The sequence below is a fragment of the Bradyrhizobium sp. LeoA1Lang genome (genome assembly GCF_055413685.1).
Genome location: NZ_JBVAPG010000013.1, coordinates 1 through 24,030 on the forward strand (window position 1 = coordinate 1; position 24,030 = coordinate 24,030).

The window sequence follows — 24,030 nt, forward strand, 5'->3', positions numbered from 1 at the left end:
GACCTCGGCGGCGATCTGCTTGCCGGTGTGGCGCTGCCGGCGCAACGCCTCGATCATCGTGCATGTGGCGGGCGCTGTTTGGCCTGGCAATGAAAGGGGCCTTGAGGAACGGTCGCGCAACCCATTCACACCTTCGGCGCGGAACCGCTCGACCCATTTGGCGACCGTCTTCGGTGTCGTGTTGAACTGGTAGGCCGCGTCGGCCTGGCTCAGCCCACCTTCCACCACGCTGCGTACCATCGCCTCTCGACCTTTGGGCGTCAAACGCGCATTCTTGTGGCTGTTCATCTGGTCTCTCCGGGGAACACTGAAGCTTCGCAACCTCAGCTTCCTCGGTTCGGACCAGATGGACAACCTCCTGAAAGACCACAGCTAGAGCGTTTTCGAGCGCGTCATTGTTGTGGCGGGACCGCTGCCACGCCGGATCCGCAAGTCTTCAGTCGCGAGGCTGATACGGAAAATCGTCGTGCCGTCTTCGACGACGTCCAGCGACCAGCTTTCACCCGGTTGCAGCGATCCCTCGATATCGCGCACCAGTCGCAGGGCTTCCGCCCAGGCGGTTTCAGCATCCGGCAGTTCCATGCCCTCCCGGTCATGGAAAGGCCTGAGCCCGGCAATGTGAAACTGATAGATATGCATTTTGCGCCAACGCGAGGCAGCTCCCTCTCGTTCCGCAAAGCTTCATTGCTGATGCAGATAGGTATCGTTGAACCCTCCGATCTCCACGAGCTTCTCGATGTCGCTCAGCTTCACCATGTTCTTCTGAATGTCGAGCACGCCCTCGGCACGAAAGGACTGAAGCACCCGGTTGACATGTACCGCGCTTAGCCCCAGCGCCTCCGCCAGCCTCGACTGGGTGATCGGAAATTCGAACTCGTCATCCGCGGCCAGCCCCATTGCGGTCAGCCGCTGGCGGAGTTCGGCAATGAGATGGGCCATGCGTCCCGCGGCCGTCCGCGTGCCCAGGCTCACAATCCACTCCCTGAAGACAGCCGCGTCCACCAGCGTTTCACGCCAGAGCGCCTGCGCGATCGATGGCCGCACCTCGATGAGCTGATGGATGGAACGATGCTCGATGAAGCCGATCCGAGCGCGCGACAGCGTCACCAGATCGTGGTCCATTCGGTCAAGGAAAAGACCCTGCAGGTCCGGCATGTCGCCTGCGGGGTGGAACGACAGGATCTGTCGCTTGCCGTTCTCCGCCACCTTGGCGCGATAGGCAAAGCCACTCAGGATCACGCAGCAATGCGTCGCGTGTTCGCCTTCGCGAACGACGACCGTTTCTTCCGGAAATTCCTTGACCTGAACACGCAAGGAGCGGAGCGCGGAAACATCATCGTCGCTCAATTTGGAATTGACCCGCAGCCTGCGGATCATCATTTCGCTGGGCATTTGTCCAAACCAAAGGCAGGTGCAATTGCAATAACGCGCGAGAGCTGTCGCCCTTTTGCCGCTCAGCGGTAAGACGAAAACCCTACCCCTCCTCGCCGGGGTTAGCTAGTCATTGTTCCCGACCTGCAGGGATTCGGTTGCGCTGCCGCGAATCCGCGCGCTATACTTGCCGTTTCAAGGGCTGAGGCTGCGAGGCGAGCGATCACCTAATGATCGGCCGATTCCTCGTTGCGGACAGGCTGGTGCTCGACGGCCAGTGTTCGGTAATGCGCAGCCATCTCGCGGTAATGCGCCCGCGAGATCGGATCCTTCGCCTCCTCGGCGCGCCGCTCGAACATTTCCGCTCGCTTCCGAAGTTCCATAGCGTCGGCCATCGATCCTCCGCCATTCGCCTCATTGGACCTGATCGAAATATGGTCGCGACGTGCGGCCAATACCAGAGAGACAAGGATTACAGTCGGTTCACAATTAGCGCGATTTGCTTGCCTGAGGCTGCGGCGTGCCGCCGCGACCTGCGCCCGGAACGGCTCGGTCCGAGCGATCCGAAGCCGCCGTAAGCAGCACCTGTCCATAATTCTCGTAGAGGGGAACGCCGGGCTGGTAGAGCGGCCCGGCAGGCGCTGCCGGCGGCGGCGCACCACCGGACGGCGATGCGGATTGATGAGACTTGAACACAGATACCGGTCGCCATCCGTCGGGATTAGCGACTGGCGACGCGCGATCCGTCGGGCCGCTCTGCAGTCTCCTGCGGCTTGATGCAGCCTTTGCAGATCACGAGCTTGCTGGCGAGCTTGCGATCGGCATCTTCGTCAGAAACCTGCTCCCGCTCATCCGCGGATGGCACGGTCGCCTGAGCCACCTTCGCTGAGTGTCTGGGCGTTCGCCGCGGCGCGTTCGGATCCTCGCCCGCCCCGTCCCAAGCAAACGTTCTCGGCCCGGTCGAAGCCGTATTCGTCACGCCATATTGCGCGCAGGCACCAAGCGCGAGCGGAAGAAGCAGGATGACGATCCGGCAGGCCGGGTTCCGAACATGACGCATGGCGATACTCTGATACAACTGATGCTGTGAGCTAAGTGCAGAATGGCTAACAAATCGTTTTAGCTAGATGCCCATTGATCAGAGCGAAAAGATGGCCGAAGCGGCGATGGAGATCGCGAGAAGGAAGAATGCGTAAGTCAGTGGGGAGCAGCTTTTGAGTCCCCTGCTCTTCCTACCGACGGCGCACGATCTCCGCAGTCGAAACAACGAACTCGGTCAGCACACCGTCCCGGCTCATCGGCATCAAGCGCACCTCGACATCGCGCAGCATCGGCTCGACCTTCTCGCCCAAGACGGCCGGCGAGGAGGACGAGAAGGTCAACATGCGTTGCGCCAAGTCAGCCACGCTGGTTTGCTTCACGCTCTCGACCCGGATCATCTCGGCGGCCTGGAATGCGGTGCCTTGCAGCACGGAGGAAAGCTCGCGATGCACGCGTTGCCCCGAACGCGACTCGGACCATAGATTTTTGTCCGACCAGTCACGCCGTGCTGCGGTGTATTCCTCAAGCCATACATTGCGCCCGTCTGTCACGGAGCCGGACGCGCATATGGCGACGACGCCACCCGGCGCCACCAGCCGTTCGAACAGCGGGCCCAAGGTGCTCTCGTCCAGCCAGTGGAGCGCTCGCCCGATGGTAACAAGATCGAAGCGCCCGATGCTCTCGGGCAAGTCCTCCGCCCTGCTCTCGACCAGCGTCACCTCCCGTCTGCCCTGCTTGGCCGCTTGTCGCGCGGCCGCCAACATGTTCGGCTCGGGATCGACGGCGACAATGCGTCCGACATAGTCCGCAAGGCCGAGCGCGAGCAGGCCGGGCCCGGTGCCGAGATCGATCAGCGCATGCTGCTTCGTCAGCGCCAAGCGCTGGGCGACCTCACGGAAGAACGCGGCAGGATATGGCGGCCGGAATTGCTCATAGAGGTCAACTGTCGTTGCAAAACGTCCCATTCCGCACGCCCAATCATCGAGGTCATCGAACAGTGTGCAGCGAAAGTAGCCCGCTGCATCGGCGCGTCACCTTAAATTTGGATCACATTTTTACGCGTACACCGTTGTTGGCCAAAGCGTTCTGGCGTGGCCGCCTACCCTTCCGGAATGGCTGCTTTGGCCATGAGCCGACAGCGGCGATGGGTCGCTCTCCGGTTCTTCGGGAGGTGGGCATCGAGGAGCTCGATTCCGCCGCCTCTTGATCGATCAGTGAACGGCCGTCATGGCCTTGGCCAATTGCTCGTGAAGTCGGCGTTGTTCGTCGTCGCTAAGCTTCTGCGGTTCGAGCACGACGACAAATCGTTTGAGCGTTCCGGAAAAGCGGAACGGCATTTTGTCGGCATATTCCTCCAGTACCGGAGTTCCCGTATCTTGACCGACATCGAAGGTTTCATCGAGCGAGAACCGACAAGGCAGGGTTTGTGGAATCCGTCCCTGTGCAACCTGTTTTTCGTCTACTAGCAAGGTGGCTATCGCGCCCTTGCCGATGCCGCCACCTTCGTATTCGAATTTGACGCGGAGGATATGATTACCAGCCGGGAGCGACTGATCGGATGCCACTTTGAACTTGTGGTCCGGCTGGTTCGAAAGCGCGTAGGCGAAGACGGGCTTGCCGTCCATCGCCAGCAGTGCCCAGCCGCCGAAACGGCCTCCGATCGTGGCCAAGACGCCGTTCGCTCCGCCCTGCGGGATGGCTACTTCGGCAGCGATCGTCCACGACTTGTTCTTGAAGTCCGGCGCCGATCCCTCCGGAATCCGGATCATACCCGGAAAGTAGGCGAACTCGCTCCGGCCGCGGGTCAGGCTCGGCCGAATTGCCGGATCAACCCGGGATGCGAAGCTGGAGTCGAGCGGATAGACATTGTATTTCTTTGCTTCTACATCGAACGCATCCTGCAGCTCTTTGAGCTTCCCGGGGGACTTTGCCGCCAGATCGTTCGACTGGCTGAAGTCTTCACTGATGTTGTAAAGCTCCCATTTGAAGTCATCGGGGTTGGGCTCGTATCCGCTGGTCACCCAGGGCAGGCGAAGCGGCGTCGTGCTCGCCATCCAGCCATCCTTGTAGATGGCCCGGTTCCCCAACATCTCGAAATATTGGGCGGTGTGTTGTGTCGGCGTCGTGCCGCTGTCAAAGGTATAGACGAGGCTCACGCCATCCAATGGCTTCTGCTTCACGCCATCCATGATATCCGGAGGCGTGACCTTCGCGGCCTCATAGATCGTCGGCACGATATCGATCACGTGGCAGAACTGGGTTCGCAAGCCGCCCTTGTCCTTGATGCGTGCCGGCCACGATATCACCATGCCGTTGCGAGTACCGCCGAAGTGCGATGCAATCTGCTTCGTCCATTGCATCGGGGTGTCCATCGCGTGCGCCCAGCCGACCGGATAGTGGTTGTAGGTCAGCGGGCCGCCCAGCTCGTCGATCATCGAGAGCAGAAACGGGAGGCTCTCCGTCACGCCATTGGCGGCGGTAGCGACCTCGTTGGTCGTCCCTTGCAGGCTGCCCACGGCGCTCGCGCCATTATCGCCCATCATGAAAACGACGAGTGTGTTATCCATCTGGCCTGATTGTTCGACAGCGTCGAGCAGACGACCGATGTTGTAGTCAGCGTGTGACAAGGCGCCCGCGTACACTTCCATCATCCGCGCATACAGGCGCTTCTGGTCCGCCGACAAGGAATCCCACGCTGGGATCTGTTCCGGGCGGGCGGTCAGCTTGGTATTGGGCGGCACAACTCCCAGCTTGATCTGCCTCGCGAGCGTCTCCTCGCGCAGCGTGTCCCACCCTTGATCGAACTGCCCCTTGTATTTCGCGATCCAGTCTTTCGGCGCGTGATGTGGTGCATGCGCAGTGCCGGTCGCGTAGTAGAGCAGCCACGGCTTGTTGGGCGCGAGCGCGTGCTGCATCCGCATCCAGGCAATCGCCTTGTCGGCGAGATCGCGATCCAGGATATAAGCAGGGTCGCCCAAATAGGGCTCGATTGGCGTCGTATTCTCGTAGAGTGCCGGGTGCCATTGGTCGCTATCACCGCCAATGAACCCATAGAAATACTCAAAGCCCAGGCCATTCGGCCACAGATCGAACGGGCCTGCCTGACTGGACATCCAGTCCGGCACATTGTGCATCTTGCCGAACCACGATGTATTGTAGCCATTCTCCCTGAGAACGGCCCCCACAGAGCCGGCGCTCTTCGGCACCAGCGAATTGTAGCCGGGATAACCGGTCGCGAACTCGGTGATGACCCCGCTCGCCACCGAATGGTGGTTGCGTCCGGTGATCAGTGCTGCCCTGGTAGGAGAACACAGCGCGGTGGTGTGATAACTGTTGTAGCGAAGCCCGTTGTCCGCGAGCCGCTGGAAGTTGGGGGTCTGGATGGGCCCTCCAAACGTGCTGGTCGCGCCGAAGCCCACATCGTCAGTCAAGATCAGGAGGACGTTCGGTGCCCCCGCCGGGGCCTCGACCCCTTTTGGAAAGTCGGAGACCGAACCCTTCACTGTGCGCTCGATCTTCCCCGAGAAGGGCGGCTCCGGCCTCGGCAGTACCGTGTCTGTCGCGGCAGATGCCGTGCGCGGAAGCGCAGTCGACGTAATCACTGATGCAGCAAGGAGTGAGGTGGAGCCGAGCAGACGGCGTCGACTGATCTCGATCCTTTTCGCGGGGGAAGAACGATTGGACTTGTTGCCTTGTTCGTCATCGCGCATGGTTGCCTCCTACGATACCGGCATGTCTCCGAAGTTGCGGACATCCATCGTCTCTGGCGACATCTATCTCCGTGCGATCTGTTACTTGCTGGTCATCGGGCAGTATGTTGGGTGAATGGCAACACCCATTGGAACTCGGGCCCATTGCGGCTGCTATGCAGCCCCCGACCAACATCCCATTCGCGGCTGGGACAGCGCCACAGGTCCGCTTGGAGTCCAAAATCGCGGATGCTACACAGCTCTTCTTGATCTAAATCAATCGATTTGCGCCTTGGGTCAGATCACGCCCTAGCCTTTCTCCTCCGTCAGCAGATAGGACCGGAATGCTCTGGGAGCCTCGCCTCGTAAAGGAAGCTTCGGAACATGAGCGACCGCTGTCGGCAAAGGGATGTACGCGCACGGTCTTTGAGCAACGGGCTAATCAGCCGCAATTCCAGATCGGCCCGATCGGCGTCCGCGTCCAGCAAGGACCGAAGCTGCCGCCATTGTAGCGACCGCCGTAGAAGCCAGGCCGACCGAAATAATGCCAGTCGCCATCCCACCCGTAATAACGTGGGACTGGATCGATGTACCAATGGCGCCGGTCGCGACGCGCCATGCGCGAAGCCAAAGTTTTCTGCTTGTAAAGTGGAAGGCTGTTGTTCGGTGGCTGCTGATAGCCCGGAAGGAAACCGTAGCCGTGCCAGCGTGGCGGCGCTCGTTTGTGAACCGGCGCAGCCGGCGCTACGACCGGCAGCAGTGACAGGACGACGGCAATCGACAGACACATCAGGCGCGACATAAGCACAACATAGACGTCCGGCTGCTCGGAAGCGACTCAAATCCGAGTGCATGGTTGCTCCCGGCTTTCTCTCATCGATTCGATACGCTAAATCGACCCGTCATATTTTCAGAGGTTCAAATTCTGAGGACTGGTGGGCCATGGGAATACCAGCAGATAGATTGCCAACTGGCGGCTTTGCTCGCCTCGTCCCCGAGCTGGACGTGTTTGACCTGGAAACGAGCAAGACATTCTGGTGCAAGATACTTGGTTTCCAGATTGCGTATCAGCGCCCCGAAAATCGCTTCATGTACCTCGAGCTGCAAGGAGCTCAGGTCATGCTGAAGCAACAAAATGGTAACTGGGAGACTGGGGCTCTACAACAACCGTTGGGACGCGGCATCAACTTTCAGATCTTCGTCGACTCCGTGGCACCTCTTCTCGATGCACTGAAGCATGAGAAATGGCCCCTCTTCAGAGAGTGTCATGACGCCTGGTATCGGATCGCCGGAGAGGAGCGCGGGAACAGGCAATTCCTGGTGCAAGATCCTGACGGCTACCTCCTGCGTTTCGCACAGGATTTGGGAAAGAGGTAATCTCCTCGAACGGCACCAGTTGGATCGGCTATGTTGAAGGAATTCGCTTACGAGATCTGGACTGCGGATGGACCCGACGTAGCAGTAGCCGGATTTCATTATCCCACCCGGATGGCCGTCATCAGACTGTCGGATGGAGGCCTCTTCATCTGGTCGCCGATAGAACTCACCGATAGCCTGCGGGCGGAGGTCGATGCCGCAGGTCCGGTGCGGCACATCATTGCTCCCAATTCACTTCATCACCTGTTCCTTCCACAGTGGAAGCGCGCCTACCCTGGCGCCAAGATCTACGCCCCACCGGGATTGCGCAGGAAACGCGAGGACATCGTCTTTGATGCTGACCTCGGAGGTGTCCCGAGCCCGGATTGGATCGAGGAGATCGATCAGGTCCTGATGCACGGCAACCTGATCACGACGGAGGTGGTGTTTTTTCACATCAAGAGCGGGACCGTGCTGTTTACCGATCTGCTCCAGCAGATTCCGGCCGACCGCAATTCCGGCTGGCGGGCCATGGTCGCGAAGCTGGACCTCATGGTGGGGCCCGAGCCGTCGGTGCCGCGCAAGTTTCGTATCGCCTTTACCAACCGCCGCGCTGCGCGAAAGTCTCTGGACTACATTCTCGCATGGCCAGCTCAGAAGGTGCTGATGGCCCACGGGACACCGGTGGAAAAGGACGCGCGAGTATACCTGAGCCGTGCGTTTGGGTGGCTGACCGCGTGATTTAGAGCGTCGGAGCCGCGAAGACGCTTACATGCAAATTGCAGGAAGGTTCGCGTGTTAGCTGCGCAATAGGTCGCTTCTGACGACCCCTACAACACTATTCAAAACAGAAGAAAGGTCCCGATCAGGATGCCTGCAGCAAAGGACCAAAGTCCCAAGGTGCAGGCTGAAACAACGCGGACAAGGTTACGAAGCTGCTCCTCGTGCTCCTCCTCTGCTGTCTTAGGGAGATGAGCCGTCATTGGCGCTGTCTTGCCCATGCTTTTGCTCGGCATTGGCAGGATTTACGCCCCCAAATCATGGTGAAGGCGGGGCAATTTGCCCGCCCCAGCGATGCCGATGTTGTGATCAGGCTTGGGTTTTAGTGGGTCAGGAAGGTCCGCTTGGGATCATGACAGCCGCCCAACAGATCGTCCGGCACATTGCCGAACGCGCGCAGCACGGTGGTCGTCGATTCCGGATAGCCGACGCGGACGAACGCGACGGCTCCGGCATGGCCCAGGACCTGCCAAAAACCTTTGGCGCGCTCGATCGCCGCCGCAGGGCTCGCGCATTTGAAAGGCTCGCCGGCGACGAGACCATCATCGGTCAGGTCGAATGGCATGGCGACAAAGAGAGTGATCTCGCCCATGGCCGTCTCCCCGATTATTTCGCTGCCCGTCTGATGGGGCTGATCGCGCATTGAAAGCAAGTTTGGCTCGTCCTGGCTTGCGCCAAATCAATATGGCTTCACCGATCCGTCATTTATGCTGTTTGGTCCGCGCAGACCAGAGGTCTGTCCCGACCGAAGGCGTACCCCCCGGCAAAGCCCGCTTTCCCCAGCGCGCGGCGTATGCGAGCCTGGACGGAAGAAACCATCAACGGTGCATCCGCCATGCCCGATCCGAACCTGCCTGTCGACGGCGCCCGCGTTCTCGCCGATCTCAATGCGCTCCGCGCCATCGGCGCGTACAAGACCGGCGTGCACAAGCCGACCTTTTCGGAGCCGCATATGCGCTCGATCGCGTGGCTTGCCGCAAAGCTCCCGGAAGCCGGCCTCGCCCCCACCATCGACGGCATCGGCAATGTTCTCGGCACCAGCGCAAAGCCTGGACCAAAGCTCCTGGCCGGCTCGCATCTCGAAAGCCAGAATTTTGCCGGCTGGCTGGATGGACCGCTCGGCGTCGTCTATGCGCTCGAAGCTGCCCGCATCATCAATCCCGACGCGAACCTTAAAGGTGCAGTCGAGGTTGCCGCCTCGTGCGACGAGGAAGGACATTTCGGCCATTTCCTTGGCAGCCGTTCCTACGTTGGCGCCGTGACCGAAGCGGAGGTCGATGCCGCGCGCGACCGCAGCAGCGGCCGTCCCATGCGTGAAGCGCTGGCGAGCGTCGGGCTTGCCGGCCGCCCGCGCGTCACCGCCGAACGCGGACGGCACGTCGGATATCTCGAGGCCCATATCGAGCAAGGCCGGACACTCGAAGACAGCGGCCTCAAGATCGGCGTCGTCACCTCCATCGTCGGCATCTGGCAATATCGCATCACGTTCACCGGCGAGCAGAACCACGCCGGCACCACACAGATGGCGATCCGCCGCGATGCTGGCCTTGCGCTCGCCAAATTCTGCGTCGCGATCGACGACAGCTTCCCAGCCCTGTGCGGCCCGCGCACGGTATGGACCACCGGCCGCATCACGCTCGACCCCGGCGCGCCCAGCATCATTCCCGGCCGCGCCGAAATGCTGTTCCAGATGCGCGACGACGATCCGGGCGTGATCGAACGCCTGGAGGCGCATTTGCGCCGCATGGCCGCCGAGGTCACGGCGGAAGGCCGCTGCAGCGTCGAGGTCGAGCGCATCCGCACCGGCACGCCGGCGACGATGGATGCCGCGTTCCAGGACGCGATCGAAGCCGCCAGCGCGCGCTTTGCCGACGGCAAGTCGATCCGGATGCCAAGCGGCGCCGGCCATGACGCCCAGGTCCTCGCCACCATCATGCCATCAGGCATGCTGTTCGTGCCCTCGATCGCCGGCATCAGCCATCACTGGAGCGAGAACACCGACGACGCCGACATCGTCACCGGGGCAAAGGTGTTTGTCGATGCATGCCGGCGACTGCTTGTGCGGTGAACGCGCGCCACGGATCTCACTCTCCGTCATTCCGGGGCGTGCGCAGCGCGAGCCCGGAATCCATTTCGCCACGTGTTCTGCGGCTGGATGGATTCCGGGCTCGATGCTTCGCATCGCCCCGGAATGACAGCGTGTGTTGAGGCGCGAACTGCGACATAACAACCCGACGGGCAAATCAGCAGAAACGTGTCCATCCTTCATGCGAAAAATATTCCGCTTTCGCCGTCGGGCAAATCAGCACTATGACTCCGCGGGTCTCACCCAAGAGAGGGGCGGGTCGCGATCGTCACGAACGTTGCGGTGAGATGCGGTGGACGCGGGTGTCACGACTGACGAGCGTGATGTCAGCGGACGGCGAAGTCGTGTGGTCCTGGCGCCCCGACGCTGGCGCTAAGTTCTGTTCGTTGAGCAGAGCGACGGTGGCAAGAAAGCCCGGTCACCGGGGAGAGTACGAAGTAAGCCGTAACACCATCGCGCAGGGAAAGCCGGAATGCTTCGGTTGAACCTGTGGTCCTACCCCCGTGCTTCTTGTTGCACGGGACCCATGGGTGCAACCGGCACCCGGCTTTCCCTGCGCCCTCTGTTCGATGAGAGGGTGGAAAGTGATGCAAACCTCGGGCGTAACGCGCCGCGAGAATACGGACTCATGTCCCTTACCCTACTCCACCGTCATGCCTCGCGAAGGCGGGGCATCCAGTATCCGGCAGCCTCTCGGCTCAAGCACCGCCGCCTCTGGAATACTGGATCGTCCGCCTTCGCGGACGATGACAGCGGTGCAAGGCGCGAGGGACTCGTAGGGTGGGCAAAGCGACTTCACGCACGGTCGCTTAAACGGACTCCAGCGGAAGCATGCCCACCATCGCGAGCGGAGTGCTTGATTGGTGGGCACGCTTCGCTTTGCCCATCCTACGGGCTACGGACTGCAGGATCCCGGCTCGGGGCCGGGACACCGGGAATGACCGACCGTGCAATGCGACAAAAAGTCGTGAATGTGGCGCGCCGAACCCATCGCAAAGCGGTTACGTTGCCTTGCCAAGCGCCGGCTTTGTGGCCATTTTCGTTAGTCGTACCCGGTTTTGATTACCCGCAGATGTTATTGCTCGAGTCTCTCCCAACCGTCATCGGCGCCGCCGCCATTGCGCCGGCGCTTCTGATGCTCTGGCTCGTCATCGCCGCCGACGAGCGCCCGGGCCCGCCGGCGCAGGTCTGGCTCGCTTTCGTGCTCGGCGCGGCCAGCATCTCGCTGCTCGGGCTGGTGCGGGCTCCGTTCAACGCATTGCTGGCGATACCGGAAAACCCCTGGATGACGCTGGTGGTGCGCTCGCTGTTCGGCGTCGCTCTCCCTGAGGAGATCGTCAAGATCGCAGTGATCATCGCCGTGTCGTCGCGGCGCCGCGCCTCCGCCGATCCGATGGACCCGGTGGTCTACGGCGCCGCCGTAGGGCTCGGTTTCGCCGCCTACGAGAACCTCGCCTACCTGGTCCAGCACGCCGAGATGTGGCGCGCGCTCGCCGTGCTGCGCAGCGTGCTCACGGTGCCGTTTCATGGCGCGCTCGGCATCATCGCCGGCGCCTATGTCGCGATCGCACGCTCCGGCACCGCACTTGGCGCACACCGCAAGAACCGCGCCTGGGCGCGCTTGTCGAGCTGGGGCATGGTGCTGCTCGCCCCGGTCCTGCTGCATGCCGCGTTCGACTTCCCGCTCCTGACCCTGCAACGGGGCGGCGATCTCGGCTCCACGCTCCGGATGATCCTTGGCTCGGCAAGCGTCCTGATCGGGTTCAGCTCGATCGGCTTCGCCATCCGCCTGATCTACCGGGTCGGCCGCCATCATGCCCCGCGCACCGCGCTTGCGCGTGAACGGCTGAGCCAGTTGCGGCGGATGTGGGCCGTGCTCGTCCTCGGCAGCGGTGCCGGCTTTCTGGGGCTGGCCTTCGTGCTGGCGTCGATCCGTCGCTGGCTGATCAATCCCGAGCACAATCCGGCAGCGATCCTGGTCTCGCTCGCCGCGATCTCCATCGTGATCGGCATAGCGCTGCTGATCGCGACCACTGCGATCTACATCTTCGGGCGAAATCGAATTCGCACGACATCGGAGGGCTTTTCGTCGGCGCCGGGGCCGGGCTAATCTGATATAATCGGAACCGGATATGCTCTAGGATCGCTCGTGCAATTAGGCACCTGCCGGGAGCGCTGCGATGACCCTTCCAGACAACCTCGACAAATTGCAGTCCGAAGTCAACGCCTCGGTGAAGGCGCATTGGAAGGCCTTCCTGTTCGAAGGCATCCTGCTCGCGGTTCTTGGCCTCGCCGCGTTGATCGTGCCGGCCTTCGCGAGCCTCGCCGTGACCATCTTCCTCGGCTGGTTGTTCCTGATCTCAGGCATCGGCGGATTGATCGTCACCTACTGGGCGCGCGAGATGCCGGGCTTCTGGTGGTCGCTGATCTCGGCGGCGCTCGCCGTGCTCGCCGGCCTGATCCTGCTGGCGCGGCCGATGCAGGGCGTGCTGACGCTGACCATCGTGGTCGGGGCCTATTTCGTTGCCGAAGGCGTCGCCACCATCATGTATGCGCTGGAGCACCGGCGCGAATTGACCGGGCGCTGGTCGTGGCTCTTGATCGCGGGACTGATGGACATCCTGATCGCCTTCATCATCGTCGCCGGACTGCCCGGCTCGGCGGAATGGGCGCTTGGGCTCCTGGTTGGCCTCAATCTGTTGTTCGGCGGGGCCAGCCTGATCGGCATGGCACTCGCCGCCCACAGCACCGACCCGTGATTTAGAGCGTTTTCGAGCGAAGTGGATACCGGTTCGCGTGAAGAAAACGCGTCAAAACAAGAAACTAAAGATTCGGTTCTGATTGAATCAGAACCGAATCTTTGGAGGTGACAAGGCCGCATCCATCCGCTATAGAGCCAGCCATGATCAACGCCGCCACCAGCTATTTTTGGTACTTTAGCTACGACAGCTCGCTGGCGGCGGGAGGATCGCGCTCAATTTAGTGAAATTGCAGCAAGACGTCCGAACAGCCGCCAGACCTGGCGGCTTTTTTGTTGGCCGGCAGGTTCAAAAATCAAAGGAGCCCGCCGTGTTGAGTACCACTGACGATCTTCGAATTAGAGAACTGAAAGAGCTGAGTACGCCCGAAGAGGTGATGCGCGAGGTCCCGCGCACCTTGACGGCGACGCGGGTGGTGATGGCGGCGCGCAACGCCATCCACGCCATCCTGAACGGCAAGGACGACCGCCTCCTGGTCGTCGTCGGCCCCTGCTCCGTCCACGATCCCGAAGCGGCCATCGATTACGCCGAGCGCCTCGCCACCTTGCGCGAGCAGCTCTCTGACCGGCTCGAGATCGTGATGCGGGTTTATTTCGAGAAGCCGCGCACCATCGTCGGATGGAAGGGGCTGATCAACGATCCCAACCTCGACGGCAGTTTCGACATCAACAAGGGCCTGCGGCTTGCCCGCAGCGTACTCTCCGCCGTCAACAATCTCGGCCTGCCCGCCGGCAGCGAATTCCTTGATATGACGACGCCGCAATATATCGCCGATCTCGTCAGTTGGGCCGCGATCGGCGCGCGCACCACCGAGAGCCAGATCCACCGTGAGCTTGCCTCCGGGCTGTCCTGCCCCGTCGGCTTCAAGAACGGCACCGACGGCGATGTGCGTATCGCCGCCGACGCCGTGAAGTCGGCCTCCTACCCGCACCATTTCATGGCGGTGACGAAAGGCGGCCGCTCGGCGATCGCGGCGACCAGCGGCAACGAGGACTGCCACATCATCCTGCGCGGCGGCCGCGCGCCGAACTATGATGCGGCAAGCGTCGATACCGCCGCGGCAGAGCTGGCGCGCTCAGGCGTCAACCAGCGCATGATGATCGACGCCAGCCACGCCAACAGCAGCAAGAAGCCGGAGAACCAGCCGCTGGTCGTCGCCGACATCGCCGGCCAGGTTTCCGGCGGCGAGATGCGCATCATGGGCGCGATGATCGAGAGCAACCTGGTCGCCGGGCGGCAGGACGTGGTGCCGGGGGTCGCGCTCACCTACGGGCAGAGCATCACCGACGGCTGCGTCGATTGGGAGACGACGGTCTCCTCGCTCAACGTGCTCGCCGATGCGGTCGAGGCACGCCGCAAGGCGGAGCGCCGCGATGTCCGGGAACGGTTGGCCTAGACGCCTGCTACGACCCGCTGGGCGTCGCAGCGCCCGGCGGTCGCCTCAGCAACCCCTGCAGATGCTCTTGATCTTGCGATCAAGGGCGGCGTCTTCCTTGTTCACCGGATTGTTCGGGTCGCTGATATTGCCTTCGGTCGGCACCTCGCCGCGACGCGGTTGACGGTGACCGATCGGCGCCTCCGGAATCGACTTCACGTCGGGACTGCTTTTCGGCACTGTCGTGGTTCCGCCCTGCGCAAAGGCAGGCGCACCGATCAGGGTCACAAGTGCCATCGACAAGATTGTTTTCCGCATCCTGATTCTCCTGCCTCTCGACATACTCTATCGCGCCCATTCGGGAACGTCGACATTCGTGCGCCTGCGATCACACCTTAGGTGGATAGAGATGCACGTCACCGCAATAATCCACCACACGGTAGCGTGTTTCATTAACTCCTTCACGTTGTGGGGGATTGTCCTGCGTCAAATAGCGCGGCCCGATCGGCGCCTTGCCATGGCCGCCGGGAATGTCGAGCACGTAATCGGGCTGGCACAGGCCCGAGACGCGGCCCCGCAACGATCGCATCAGTTCCTGCCCCTCTTCGATGGTCGTGCGCAGATGCGCGGTGCCGGGCGCGAGATCGCCGTGATGCAGGTAATAGGGCTTGATCCGGCATTCGACGAAGGCCCGCATCAAAGCCTCCAACGTGGCGGCATCATCATTGACGCCCTTGAGCAGCACGGTCTGGCTCACCAGGGGAATGCCGGCATCCGCCAGCCGCGCGCAGGCGGCGCGCGCCTCGGGCGTCAGTTCGCGCGGATGATTGGCGTGGATCGCGATCCAGGTCGTGGCGCCCTCCACACGCAGCGCGCGGACCATCTCCGGACTGACGCGGGCCGGATCGGCCACCGGCACGCGCGTGTGCAGGCGAATGATCTTGACGTGATCGATGGCAGCGATGTCGGCCATGATCTCGGCGAGCCGCCGCGGCGACAGCATCAATGGATCGCCGCCGGTCAGGATCACCTCCCATATCTCCGGGCGCGAGCGGATATAGGAAAGCGCGTCGCGATAGGCATCCTCCGACAACGCGGTCGCCTTGCCCGGCCCGACCATCTCGCGGCGGAAGCAGAACCGGCAATAGACCGCGCAGACATGGACGAGCTTGAACAGCACCCGGTCCGGATAGCGGTGCACGATGCCGGGAACAGGCGAATGCGCATCGTCGCCGATCGGATCAGCGTTCTCGCCCACTTGCGTCACGAGTTCATCCGCGGCGGGAATGAACTGCCGCGCGATCGGATCGTTGGGATCGTCCGGCTCGATGAGCGCCGCAATATCAGGCGTCACCGCGATCGCATAGCGCGCGGCGACCTGTTCGAGATCGGCAAGTGCTGCCTCTGGCGCAAGGCCGCGCTCGATCAGTTCGGCGGGCTGGCGCAACGTTGCGGTCAGCTTTCGGTCGATCCGGTTCATGTCTCTCCTGCCGGCGGCGTCCACACCACCTGGTCGATCCGCAGCGCGCCGCTTGCCAGCATCACCAGCCGGTCGAAGCCGAGCGCCACGCCGCTCGCCTCGGGCATCGCGCCGACGGCGGCGAGAAAATCCTCATCCAGCGGGTAACGCCCGCCATAGCGGCGCTCCTTCTCGTCCATGGCCCCGGCGAAACGTCGGCGCTGCTCGGCGGCATCGGTCAATTCACCAAATCCGTTAGCGAGCTCGACGCCGCAAGCATAGACCTCGAAGCGCTCGGCCACGCGCGGGTCGGACGGTTTCGCGCGCGCCAGCGCCGCTTCCGGGATCGGATAGTCGGACAGCACAGTCAGGCGCCCCCGCCCGAGATGCGGCTCGACGTGCTCGACCAGAACCTTGCTGAAAATATCCGACCAGGTGTCATCCTCGGCGATCCGTATCCGTTCCTGGGCTGCATCCGCAAGCGCCCCACGGTCACCCTCGCCGTCAACGATGGTGGCCAGAAGATCGATGCCGGCAAAGCGCTCAAAGGCGGACGCAACCGTCAGCAGTTCAGGCACCCCACCGACCTCTGCGGTCTTGCCGCGGAACGAGAAGCGCCCGATGCCAGTCGCATGTGCGGCCTCAGCGATAACAAGGAGGGTATCGGCTATCACGGCGTCGATGTCATCATTGGCGCGGTACCATTCCAGCATGGTGAACTCGGGCAAATGGAGGTCACCGCGTTCGCGGTCGCGGAACACGCGCGCGAACTCGAAGATCTTGGTTTCGCCTGCGGCGAGCAGCTTCTTGCAGGCGAACTCGGGTGATGTCCGCAAGTAGCGCGGCACCCGGCCTCCATCGGCCCGCGTCAACTCCGTGCGCGGCGCATGCAGATGGGTCTCATTGCCGGGCGAAACCTGCAGGATGCCGGTCTCGACCTCCGAAAATCCTCGCCCCTCGAACCAGGCCCGCACCGCCTTGGTCACGGCGCTGCGCGCCTCGAGAAACGGCTTTCTGTCGGCGTGCCGAGCTGGATTCCACCAGGGCGACGGGCGGTCGACGCCACTCATGGCTGCGCTCCCGCTAAAGGACGCTTCACGCGATGCGTCGGGTTATCCATCAACAGGTTGAGAAAATCGATAAAGACCATTGAAATCACTAGATTTCCATCGACAAGCGGCGCCCCCTTGATGCCCGACGGCGAATGCGTTGTCCACATGGCGGGGCTGGACCACGTTCCGGCTCGCAGTTCGCGCGGTTGACAGCCGCCAGAGGACGCCACACCTGTCAGCAACCTGCCGAAACCGGCCGCAAAAGGCTGGCATCTCGGGGGCAAATCAGTATGTTGCAGCCCGAAACTGCCGCCAGGCCGCCGAGCGCATCAGCCGAGCCGAGCCGGCGGCCGAACCATTCAGGAAAACCACTTTGAGAGTCATCGCCAGTTCCATCCGCAAGGGCAACATCATCGAGCAGGATGGCAAGCTTTACGTTGTCCTTTCCGCCGAAAACATCCATCCCGGCAAGGGAACCCCGGTCAGCCAGATCGAAATGCGTCGCATCGGCGACGGTGTGAAGGTCTCCGAACGCTACAAGACCACCGACCAGGTCGAGAAGGCAACGGTTGAGGATCGCAACTTCAATTACCTCTATGAGGACGCCGACGGCTTCCACTTCATGAATGGCGAGACCTACGACCAGGTCCAGGTTCCAAAGGACATCGTCGGGTCGTCCGCGCCGTATCTGCAGGAAAACATGACCGTGAAGCTCTCGATGCATGATGGCAATCCGGTCGCGATCCAATTGCCGCAGCGCGCCACCCTCGAGGTCGTCGAGACCGAGCCGGTGACGAAGGGCCAGACCGCCTCGTCCTCCTACAAGCCCGCAATGCTCTCGAACGGCATCCGCACCGCTGTGCCGCCGCATATCTCGACCGGCACGCGCATCGTGGTGATGACCGAAGACGGCTCCTACGTCGAACGCGCGAAGGATTAGCCGATCGAGCTAACGGGGTACCGCGCCGGGGGACGACGCGTTGAAAGTGAAAGCTGTCCGCTTCGTCGCACCTTGGCTGGCAGCTTTCGCATCGCTCCTCGCCAGCCCCTTCGCCGCTTCTGCCGACGAATTCCGTACTCCTTCGATCTCGGCCGTGCGCGTCGAATGGCGCGCGGTGCTCGATCAGCTCCGCGCCGAGATCAATACCCAGCCTTCGATCGCCGCAAACTTCACCTTTGCGAGCCAGCGCCGCGTGCCTTCGTACGATCCGCGCTCACGGCCCGCGCTGGTGCAATTGAACGCGATCACCTCGCAGCTATTCCCCGGCATCGGCCGCAGCCCGATCCCGGTGCTCCTGCCGTTCGACACCGCAAGCTATCTCGAAGCGCGGCAGAGCGGCACGCCGGAGAGCTTGTCGGTGTCGCGCTATCAGGCGGACTTCCGTCCGGCCGATCTCTTCCATGCAGGAGCCGCCGGTTATGATGCGATGTTCGCACTCGAGCCGGGAGCAGGCAACGGGATGCCGGAGCGGACTTTCGCAAGACCGGTCGAGGTGCATATCACCGGCTCGCTGCTCCTCTATGATCTCAACGATCGGCTCGGCGGCAGAGCCGAACCGGTCAAATCGCTTTCGGCGCAATACCCTGATATCCGACGCATCATCCGCGAAGGCTATGTGCGCTACGCCTTCACCCGCTTCGGCGTGCCCTATGTGGTCTCGATCCACTGCCTCGATAGCACGCCGCGGCTGCGGCGACTGGCCTGCCGCGAAGCCTATCCGGTCGCCGAGCGTTTCCTGAAGGCGCTACGCGTCGCCGGCGGCCAACCCTCGCGGCTGCGGCGGGACATCGCCTCCGTGAGCGCCGAGCGGCCGGCAGCCGTTTCACCCGAGTTCACCTATCGGCCGAGCGGCGACATCGTCGCCAACAGCGGTTACCACAAGCAGGGTGGCCGCACCGATCTGACCGCGTATTCGCAGATCCGCTTTCCTTTGGCGAAGGCGCCGGCCTTCGTCCATTCGCAATCGTTCGGCAGGCGCGCCGACCAATATCCCTGGCAGGACAGTTTTTGCGAGGCGCGCAGCTTCGAAGTCGGCCAGTGCGCCAACGGCTTTGGCCACCAGGGGCAGGATATCCGCCCGGGCGCCTGCCCGCCCAACAGCGAAAGCGGGGAGCCCTGCGATCCCAAGCGGCAAGCGATCGTTGCCGTGCGCGATGGCGTCGTGATCCGTTCACGGGGCCAACAGGGGGCGACGCTGCAGGTCAACACCCAGACCGAGCATATTCGCTTCCGATATATGCATATGAACCCGTCGGCGATGGATGCGGACAGCCTTCTCAACGGACGCCGCGTCACGGAGGGCGAAAAGATCGGCGTGGTCTCGAATTATCTCGATCATCCCAACGGCACCACGCGCCACCTGCATTTCGACGTGCAGGTGTTCACGCGCGACGGCTGGCTCTGGGTCAATCCCTACACCACGCTGGTCTCAGCCTACGAACGCCTGATCCGCGGCCGCGGCCGCGAGATCGGCCCCGAACCGCCCGCGGCAGCCGCGGTGGCGCACGCGCAGCCGGAAGACGTGATCCAACGTCTCGATCCGCAGGAAGGTGGCGGCAACTGATTGCCGACCAGGCGATTGACGGAAAGGAGCTAAATCTCCGAAGTCGATTCCGCGATCGTTAAGTGCCTGCAATGTATGGTGGGCAGCAAACTCAAGTGAAACCACGATCGCGCATGTTCTCGACCTTCGCCTGGTATTTTCTGTCGCCGAACGGCCGGATCAGCCGGCAGGAATTCCGACTCGGCTTTCTCGGGATTGTCTTGGTCTACATTCTGCTGGTCCGTAGCTGGCGTAACCTCACCATTCCGCCGGTCCGGTATTACGTCTCACCCGACGTCAATCCGCCGTATGACGGCTCGGTCCGGCTGGCGCTGCTGATCGTTCTGTGGCCGCTCATCGCCATATTGGCGAAACGGTTGCACGATCTGAATGTCTCCGGATGGTGGCTGCTGACCCTTCTCGCCATTCCACTTGTTGCCAGCGCGATCAACATCAGCGTGTCTATTCCATATCTGCTGATCGTTGCCTTTCTGAGCTTCTTTCCCGGAGGATACGGAGACAATCGGTTCGGCCGCGATCCACTGGCGCGCGCCGGAATCTAGCGCGTCCGCCGCGACGCGTTTACAAACCCGCCGAACCGCACTACTCGAGAAACGTCGTGAGCTCCGCGCCCTCGTCGGCCACGAACACAGCAATCAATTCCGCGGGCTCCGTATTGCTCGCATTGGCTGAGACCAGGTGCGTCGAGCCCGGCGGCTCGAAGAAGGACTGGCCGACCTTGAACGTCTCAAGCGGTCCGCCGCCGAGCTGCGAGCGGATTTCGCCCTTGGTGATGTAGGCCGTCACCGAGCCAGCATGCCGATGCGCGCGCGTGAAACCTCCGGGGCCGTAGAACACGCGCACGATGGTGACACGTTTGCCCGGCACGTTTGGCAGAGCGTACGAGCCGATCGGCTCGACCTTGTCGAGCGGCGATCCCTCGGCGGCATTCGCGCAAAGCGGCGCGATGGCGCCGGATAACGTGTCCATCATCGCCGGCAATGTCTTTGCGGTGACCATGGCACAGGCAAGACCGGCAATGACCGCGAGCGAGATCGGCCGCGTCGGTGCGAAAGGAGTTGTCGCCAGCATCGATGCCATGTTGTTCTCCTTTGGAGAAAGACGTTATTCGCCCCCTTTGCCTTCCGGATTCACGACGCGGCTGCGCCGACTGCGGGCGGCTTCCGTGCCGGCGGCGTCCAGCGATAGGCGACGCCATACCTGTTCCAGACGTTGATCGCTGCGATCGCCGAGGTGAGATAGTTCAGTTCCTGCTCGGAGAATTCCGCGCGCGCCTCAGCATAAACCTCGTCGCTCACGCCGTCGCCCAGCGTCGTCAGCGCTTCGGTCCAGGCCAGCGCGGCGCGCTCGCGGCTTGAGAATTGCGGAGCCTCGCGCCAAACCACGACGAGATTGAGCTTGTCGGCGGATATGCCGAGGCTCTCTGCCTGCAGGACATGAAACTGCACACAAAAGGCGCAGCCGTTGATCTGCGAGGCGCGCAGCTTGACCAGTTCAAGCAACTGTTTGTCGAGCCCGGCCTTGGCCGCCATCTGGCCCAGCGCCCGCACGGCCTCGTAGACTTCGGGTGCGAGTTTCTGAAAGTCAGCGTATTCGGCTCTCGCGTGTGACATCGGTTTCGCCTCATGTTATCAGTATACTGATACACTATAAGAGCACTGATATGTCGCGCAAGGCTCGGTTCACCGGCAAGAAATCGGTCACGGTTCGCAAGACGTCAAAAGGCGGAAAATCGAAAAATCCCGCTCGGAATAGGAAAACGCACGCGGCGGAAAATCTAACGGTCGCGACGCCCCGTCCGCCGCCGCCCGGCCAGGGCAAACGCGGCGAGCAAGGCTACCTCGCTTATCTCCTGCGGCAGGCGCAGGCCGCGACCCGGCTGACAATGGAACGCGCGCTGGGAAAGCTCGGCGTCACCCCGCCGCAATTCGTCGTGCTGACGATGCTGCGGGCCTATCCCGGGCTGTCCGGCGCCGATCTGGCGCGGGTGGCGCTGCTGACGCCGCAGACCGTCGGCGTCATCATCCGCAATCTCGAGCGCGACGGCGCGATCCGGAAGACACCGCACCCGGTTCACGGCCGCGTCCTGCAGTGGACGCTGACAAGGCGCGGAACTGCGCTCCTGGAAAAATGCCGGCGCCACGCCCATGCCGTGGACCGGCGGCTGGCTAAAGGGCTGCCCCCCAAGGCGGAACTGATCGTGCGGCGCTGGCTGTCCAAAATCGCCACAGAGCTGCAGGATAGCTAGGTTCCCGCGGCGATGTGACTTTTTGTGTACTTTGATGGCGTCGCTAGATTGGCAGCATGAAGCAGATTGATTCTTTGAAATCCCCTGCCCGCCGGGCTTTCCTGCAAGGCAGCATCGCGGCTGGCACCCTGCTGGCTGGCCCGTTCTCAGCGCTTGCCGCAGCACCACCCGGCTTCGACCAATGGCGCGACAATTTTCGCGCCCGCGCGCTCGCCAAGGGAATCTCGGCGGCCACCTGGACGCGCGTGATGGGCCGCATCGAGCCCGACATGAGCGTGTTCCGGCAGATGCAGAAGCAGCCGGAATTCAACGAGCAGATCTGGCAGTACATCAACCGTCGCGTCTCCGACTGGCGCATCATCAATGGGCGCGAGGCGCTCAAGAAGAACGAGGCGCTGTTCGCGCGGATCGAGAAGGATTTTGGCGTCGAGCGCGGCACGCTGCTGGCGTTGTGGGGCGTTGAATCCGCTTACGGCGATCCGCTGGTGCAGCAGAACCACATGAAGCCGGTATTCCCTGCACTTGCCGCGCTCGCCTGGAACGAGCCGCGTCGCAAGGCCTATTGGGAGACTGAGTTGATCAACGCGCTCAGGATCGTCGATCGCGGCTGGAGCACACCGGAGGAGATGCGCGGCTCCTGGGCCGGCGCCATGGGGCATTCGCAATGGATGCCGGAAGTGTGGCTCAATGTCGGCTTTGACTATGACGGCGATGGCAAGGTCTCGCCATTCGGCCGGCCGGACGATGCACTCGGATCAACCGCGAAATACCTCGTCAACCGCGGCAAATATCACCGCGGCCAACATTGGGGCTATGAAGTACGCGCCAATGGCAGCATGAGCGGCAGCCGCACCTACGCGGCGTGGGCCAGCGCCGGCGTGACCCGCGCCGACGGCCAGCCGTTCCCGCAGCCGAATGCATCGGCGCAACTCTGGATACCGGTCGCGGGCGGCCCCGCCTTCCTGCTGGGTCCGAATTTCTATGCCGTGCGCAGCTACAACCCCTCGATGAACTACGCGCTGGCGATCTGCCATCTCGGCGACCGCATTCTCGGCGCGCCGCTCTTCATCCATCCCTTCCCCGGCTCCGAGCGCGCACTGACGCTTGCTGAGGTGCAGGAAATGCAGACCCGGCTGACCAAGGCCGGCTTCGATACCGGCGGCACCGACGGCCGCGTCGGCAACGACACCATGAAGGCGATCCGGGATTATCAGACCAAGATGAGCCTGCTGCCCGCCGACGGTTACGGTGGACTGAAGGTACTGGCGCGGTTGCGGCAGGGTCCGTAGCGTGTGTCGTCACCAGGTCGTCATTCCGGGGCGATGCAAAGCATCGAGCCCGGAATCCATTTCTCCCCTCGCGACCGCTGCCCAATGGATTCCGGGCCTACGCCTTCGGCGCATCCCGGAATGACGAGAGGGATTGACTGCTGTCACGCCCTGCGCGCGACGGCACCTGCATTCATCCCGCCGTCGATGACGAGCTCAGTTCCCGTCACGTAGCGCGACGCATCCGAGGCCAGATACAGCACGCCGCTGGCGATCTCCGCCGCCTGGCCGGCGCGGCCGAGCGGAGTTGCGAGCTTCGCGCGCTCTTCCGGATCGATCGGCGCGTTGGCGCGGTTTCCCGTCGCCTCCGTCGGGATCTTGCCCCAGATCGGGGTGTCGATGATGCCGGGATGCACCGAATTGACGCGGATGCCGTCACCTATGGCGGCGCATTCCATCGCGACAGACTTCGCAAGCAGCCGCACGCCGCCTTTGGTCGCGGAGTATCCGGCAAGGCCCGCCGCGCCGCGCAGGCCCGCAAGCGAGGACATCATGATGACGGATCCGCCGCCGCTCTTCCGCATCAGCGGCAGAGAATATTTCACCGAGAGGAAAACACCGTCGAGATTAATCGCGGTCTGCCGGCGCCAGTCGGCGAGCGTCATGTCGGTGATCGACGGCACGGAGATGCCGATGCCGGCATTGGAGACCAGCACATCGAGCCGGCCGAACCGTTTCTCGATCTCCGAGATGATCTCCACCCAGCGTGCCTCGCTGGTCACGTCCTGTTGCAGAAACACCGCTTTGCCGCGGGCCTTGCTGATGCCGGCAACGAGCTCCGGTCCCCTGAGCTCGTCGATATCGGTCGCCACGACCGTGGCCCCCTCCTGAGCCAGCAATTCCGCGACCGCCGCGCCAATACCCGAGGCCGCGCCGGTGACCAGCGCCACCTTGCCTTCCACCTGTCCCGCCATGTGCTCTC

General features: G+C 62.6%; 26 protein-coding genes. 11 read left to right on the forward strand and 15 right to left on the reverse strand.

What is annotated here, in order from left to right; all coding sequences use genetic code 11:
• The 8 genes from ACZYOF_RS07110 to ACZYOF_RS07145 form a co-directional block, all read right to left on the reverse strand.
• Positions 1 to 288: leucine zipper domain-containing protein (locus ACZYOF_RS07110; RefSeq protein ID WP_463715283.1), on the reverse strand; the 288-nt coding region annotated here is incomplete at its 3' end.
• Positions 289 to 372: 84 nt separating this feature from the next.
• Positions 373 to 639, reverse strand: coding sequence for a DUF6894 family protein (locus ACZYOF_RS07115; RefSeq protein WP_130580611.1), 267 nt, complete (start codon positions 637 to 639; stop codon positions 373 to 375).
• 42 nt (positions 640 to 681) lie between these two features.
• Entirely contained in the window at positions 682 to 1,392 is a 711-nt protein-coding gene (locus tag ACZYOF_RS07120) for a Crp/Fnr family transcriptional regulator (RefSeq protein ID WP_130580612.1), read from the reverse strand.
• 206 nt (positions 1,393 to 1,598) lie between these two features.
• Positions 1,599 to 1,766, reverse strand: coding sequence for a hypothetical protein (locus tag ACZYOF_RS07125; RefSeq protein ID WP_155255580.1), 168 nt, complete (start codon positions 1,764 to 1,766; stop codon positions 1,599 to 1,601).
• 326 nt (positions 1,767 to 2,092) lie between these two features.
• A complete protein-coding gene (locus ACZYOF_RS07130; protein WP_130580613.1) occupies positions 2,093 to 2,431 on the reverse strand; it encodes a hypothetical protein in 339 nt (112 codons plus the stop codon).
• A gap of 172 nt (positions 2,432 to 2,603) precedes the next feature.
• Complete coding sequence (locus tag ACZYOF_RS07135; protein WP_463715284.1) at positions 2,604 to 3,377, reverse strand: class I SAM-dependent methyltransferase; 774 nt, start codon at positions 3,375 to 3,377, stop codon at positions 2,604 to 2,606.
• Positions 3,378 to 3,623: 246 nt separating this feature from the next.
• The gene (locus tag ACZYOF_RS07140) at positions 3,624 to 6,122 is read right to left on the reverse strand and encodes an arylsulfatase (RefSeq protein ID WP_463715285.1); all 2,499 of its coding nucleotides are present in this window, start codon (positions 6,120 to 6,122) and stop codon (positions 3,624 to 3,626) included.
• A 421-nt stretch (positions 6,123 to 6,543) separates the two neighbouring features.
• Positions 6,544 to 6,903, reverse strand: coding sequence for a hypothetical protein (locus ACZYOF_RS07145; RefSeq protein WP_282531608.1), 360 nt, complete (start codon positions 6,901 to 6,903; stop codon positions 6,544 to 6,546).
• 140 nt (positions 6,904 to 7,043) lie between these two features.
• Here ACZYOF_RS07145 and ACZYOF_RS07150 point away from each other — a divergent pair, with 140 nt between their 5' ends.
• A complete protein-coding gene (locus tag ACZYOF_RS07150) occupies positions 7,044 to 7,478 on the forward strand; it encodes a bleomycin resistance protein (RefSeq protein WP_463715286.1) in 435 nt (144 codons plus the stop codon).
• 30 nt (positions 7,479 to 7,508) lie between these two features.
• Positions 7,509 to 8,198, forward strand: a complete 690-nt coding sequence (locus ACZYOF_RS07155; protein ID WP_463715287.1) for a DUF4336 domain-containing protein — start codon at positions 7,509 to 7,511, stop codon at positions 8,196 to 8,198.
• Between the two features lie 361 nt (positions 8,199 to 8,559).
• Here ACZYOF_RS07155 and ACZYOF_RS07160 read toward each other — a convergent pair whose 3' ends face one another.
• Positions 8,560 to 8,829, reverse strand: coding sequence for a hypothetical protein (locus ACZYOF_RS07160; RefSeq protein WP_130580617.1), 270 nt, complete (start codon positions 8,827 to 8,829; stop codon positions 8,560 to 8,562).
• 243 nt (positions 8,830 to 9,072) lie between these two features.
• Here ACZYOF_RS07160 and ACZYOF_RS07165 point away from each other — a divergent pair, with 243 nt between their 5' ends.
• The 4 genes from ACZYOF_RS07165 (at position 9,073) to ACZYOF_RS07180 (ending at position 14,478) form a co-directional block, all read left to right on the forward strand.
• Positions 9,073 to 10,305, forward strand: coding sequence for a hydantoinase/carbamoylase family amidase (locus ACZYOF_RS07165; RefSeq protein ID WP_463715288.1), 1,233 nt, complete (start codon positions 9,073 to 9,075; stop codon positions 10,303 to 10,305).
• A gap of 1,090 nt (positions 10,306 to 11,395) precedes the next feature.
• A complete protein-coding gene (locus ACZYOF_RS07170) occupies positions 11,396 to 12,433 on the forward strand; it encodes a PrsW family intramembrane metalloprotease (protein WP_463715289.1) in 1,038 nt (345 codons plus the stop codon).
• A 70-nt stretch (positions 12,434 to 12,503) separates the two neighbouring features.
• A complete protein-coding gene (locus tag ACZYOF_RS07175; protein WP_394565579.1) occupies positions 12,504 to 13,082 on the forward strand; it encodes an HdeD family acid-resistance protein in 579 nt (192 codons plus the stop codon).
• A 310-nt stretch (positions 13,083 to 13,392) separates the two neighbouring features.
• The gene (locus ACZYOF_RS07180; protein WP_463715290.1) at positions 13,393 to 14,478 is read left to right on the forward strand and encodes a 3-deoxy-7-phosphoheptulonate synthase; all 1,086 of its coding nucleotides are present in this window, start codon (positions 13,393 to 13,395) and stop codon (positions 14,476 to 14,478) included.
• 45 nt (positions 14,479 to 14,523) lie between these two features.
• Here ACZYOF_RS07180 and ACZYOF_RS07185 read toward each other — a convergent pair whose 3' ends face one another.
• The 3 genes from ACZYOF_RS07185 to epmA form a co-directional block, all read right to left on the reverse strand.
• On the reverse strand, positions 14,524 to 14,775 hold the full coding sequence (locus ACZYOF_RS07185; RefSeq protein WP_282527930.1) for a hypothetical protein: 252 nt from the start codon (positions 14,773 to 14,775) through the stop codon (positions 14,524 to 14,526).
• Between the two features lie 70 nt (positions 14,776 to 14,845).
• Entirely contained in the window at positions 14,846 to 15,937 is a 1,092-nt protein-coding gene (locus tag ACZYOF_RS07190; RefSeq protein WP_463715291.1) for a lysine-2,3-aminomutase-like protein, read from the reverse strand.
• Positions 15,934 to 16,986, reverse strand: coding sequence for an EF-P lysine aminoacylase EpmA (epmA, locus tag ACZYOF_RS07195; RefSeq protein ID WP_463715292.1), 1,053 nt, complete (start codon positions 16,984 to 16,986; stop codon positions 15,934 to 15,936). The genes ACZYOF_RS07190 and epmA overlap by 4 nt, the downstream gene beginning before the upstream one ends.
• A 355-nt stretch (positions 16,987 to 17,341) precedes the next feature.
• Between epmA and efp the strand changes: the two genes are divergently transcribed.
• From efp to ACZYOF_RS07210, 3 genes are all read left to right on the forward strand, one after another.
• Positions 17,342 to 17,908 carry an elongation factor P gene (gene efp / locus ACZYOF_RS07200; protein ID WP_130578393.1) on the forward strand — a complete coding sequence of 189 codons (567 nt, stop codon included), beginning with the start codon at positions 17,342 to 17,344 and terminating at the stop codon, positions 17,906 to 17,908.
• 46 nt (positions 17,909 to 17,954) lie between these two features.
• Positions 17,955 to 19,532 carry a peptidoglycan DD-metalloendopeptidase family protein gene (locus tag ACZYOF_RS07205; protein ID WP_463715324.1) on the forward strand — a complete coding sequence of 526 codons (1,578 nt, stop codon included), beginning with the start codon at positions 17,955 to 17,957 and terminating at the stop codon, positions 19,530 to 19,532.
• 95 nt (positions 19,533 to 19,627) lie between these two features.
• Positions 19,628 to 20,074, forward strand: coding sequence for a DUF805 domain-containing protein (locus ACZYOF_RS07210; protein ID WP_282527934.1), 447 nt, complete (start codon positions 19,628 to 19,630; stop codon positions 20,072 to 20,074).
• A gap of 40 nt (positions 20,075 to 20,114) precedes the next feature.
• Here ACZYOF_RS07210 and ACZYOF_RS07215 read toward each other — a convergent pair whose 3' ends face one another.
• Both ACZYOF_RS07215 and ACZYOF_RS07220 read right to left on the reverse strand, forming a co-directional pair.
• On the reverse strand, positions 20,115 to 20,612 hold the full coding sequence (locus tag ACZYOF_RS07215; RefSeq protein WP_463715293.1) for a cupin domain-containing protein: 498 nt from the start codon (positions 20,610 to 20,612) through the stop codon (positions 20,115 to 20,117).
• A gap of 50 nt (positions 20,613 to 20,662) precedes the next feature.
• The gene (locus tag ACZYOF_RS07220) at positions 20,663 to 21,145 is read right to left on the reverse strand and encodes a carboxymuconolactone decarboxylase family protein (protein WP_130578390.1); all 483 of its coding nucleotides are present in this window, start codon (positions 21,143 to 21,145) and stop codon (positions 20,663 to 20,665) included.
• A 50-nt stretch (positions 21,146 to 21,195) separates the two neighbouring features.
• On the opposite strand from ACZYOF_RS07220, the gene ACZYOF_RS07225 reads away from it, so the two are divergent.
• Positions 21,196 to 21,780 (forward strand): MarR family winged helix-turn-helix transcriptional regulator, encoded by a 585-nt coding sequence (locus ACZYOF_RS07225; protein WP_282527937.1) that lies wholly within the window; start codon positions 21,196 to 21,198, stop codon positions 21,778 to 21,780.
• 56 nt (positions 21,781 to 21,836) lie between these two features.
• Complete coding sequence (locus ACZYOF_RS07230; protein ID WP_463715294.1) at positions 21,837 to 23,069, forward strand: lytic murein transglycosylase; 1,233 nt, start codon at positions 21,837 to 21,839, stop codon at positions 23,067 to 23,069.
• Positions 23,070 to 23,212: 143 nt separating this feature from the next.
• Here the strand turns inward: ACZYOF_RS07230 and ACZYOF_RS07235 are convergent, their stop codons facing one another.
• A complete protein-coding gene (locus tag ACZYOF_RS07235; protein WP_282527939.1) occupies positions 23,213 to 24,022 on the reverse strand; it encodes an SDR family NAD(P)-dependent oxidoreductase in 810 nt (269 codons plus the stop codon).
• Between the last annotated feature and the right edge of the window lie 8 nt (positions 24,023 to 24,030).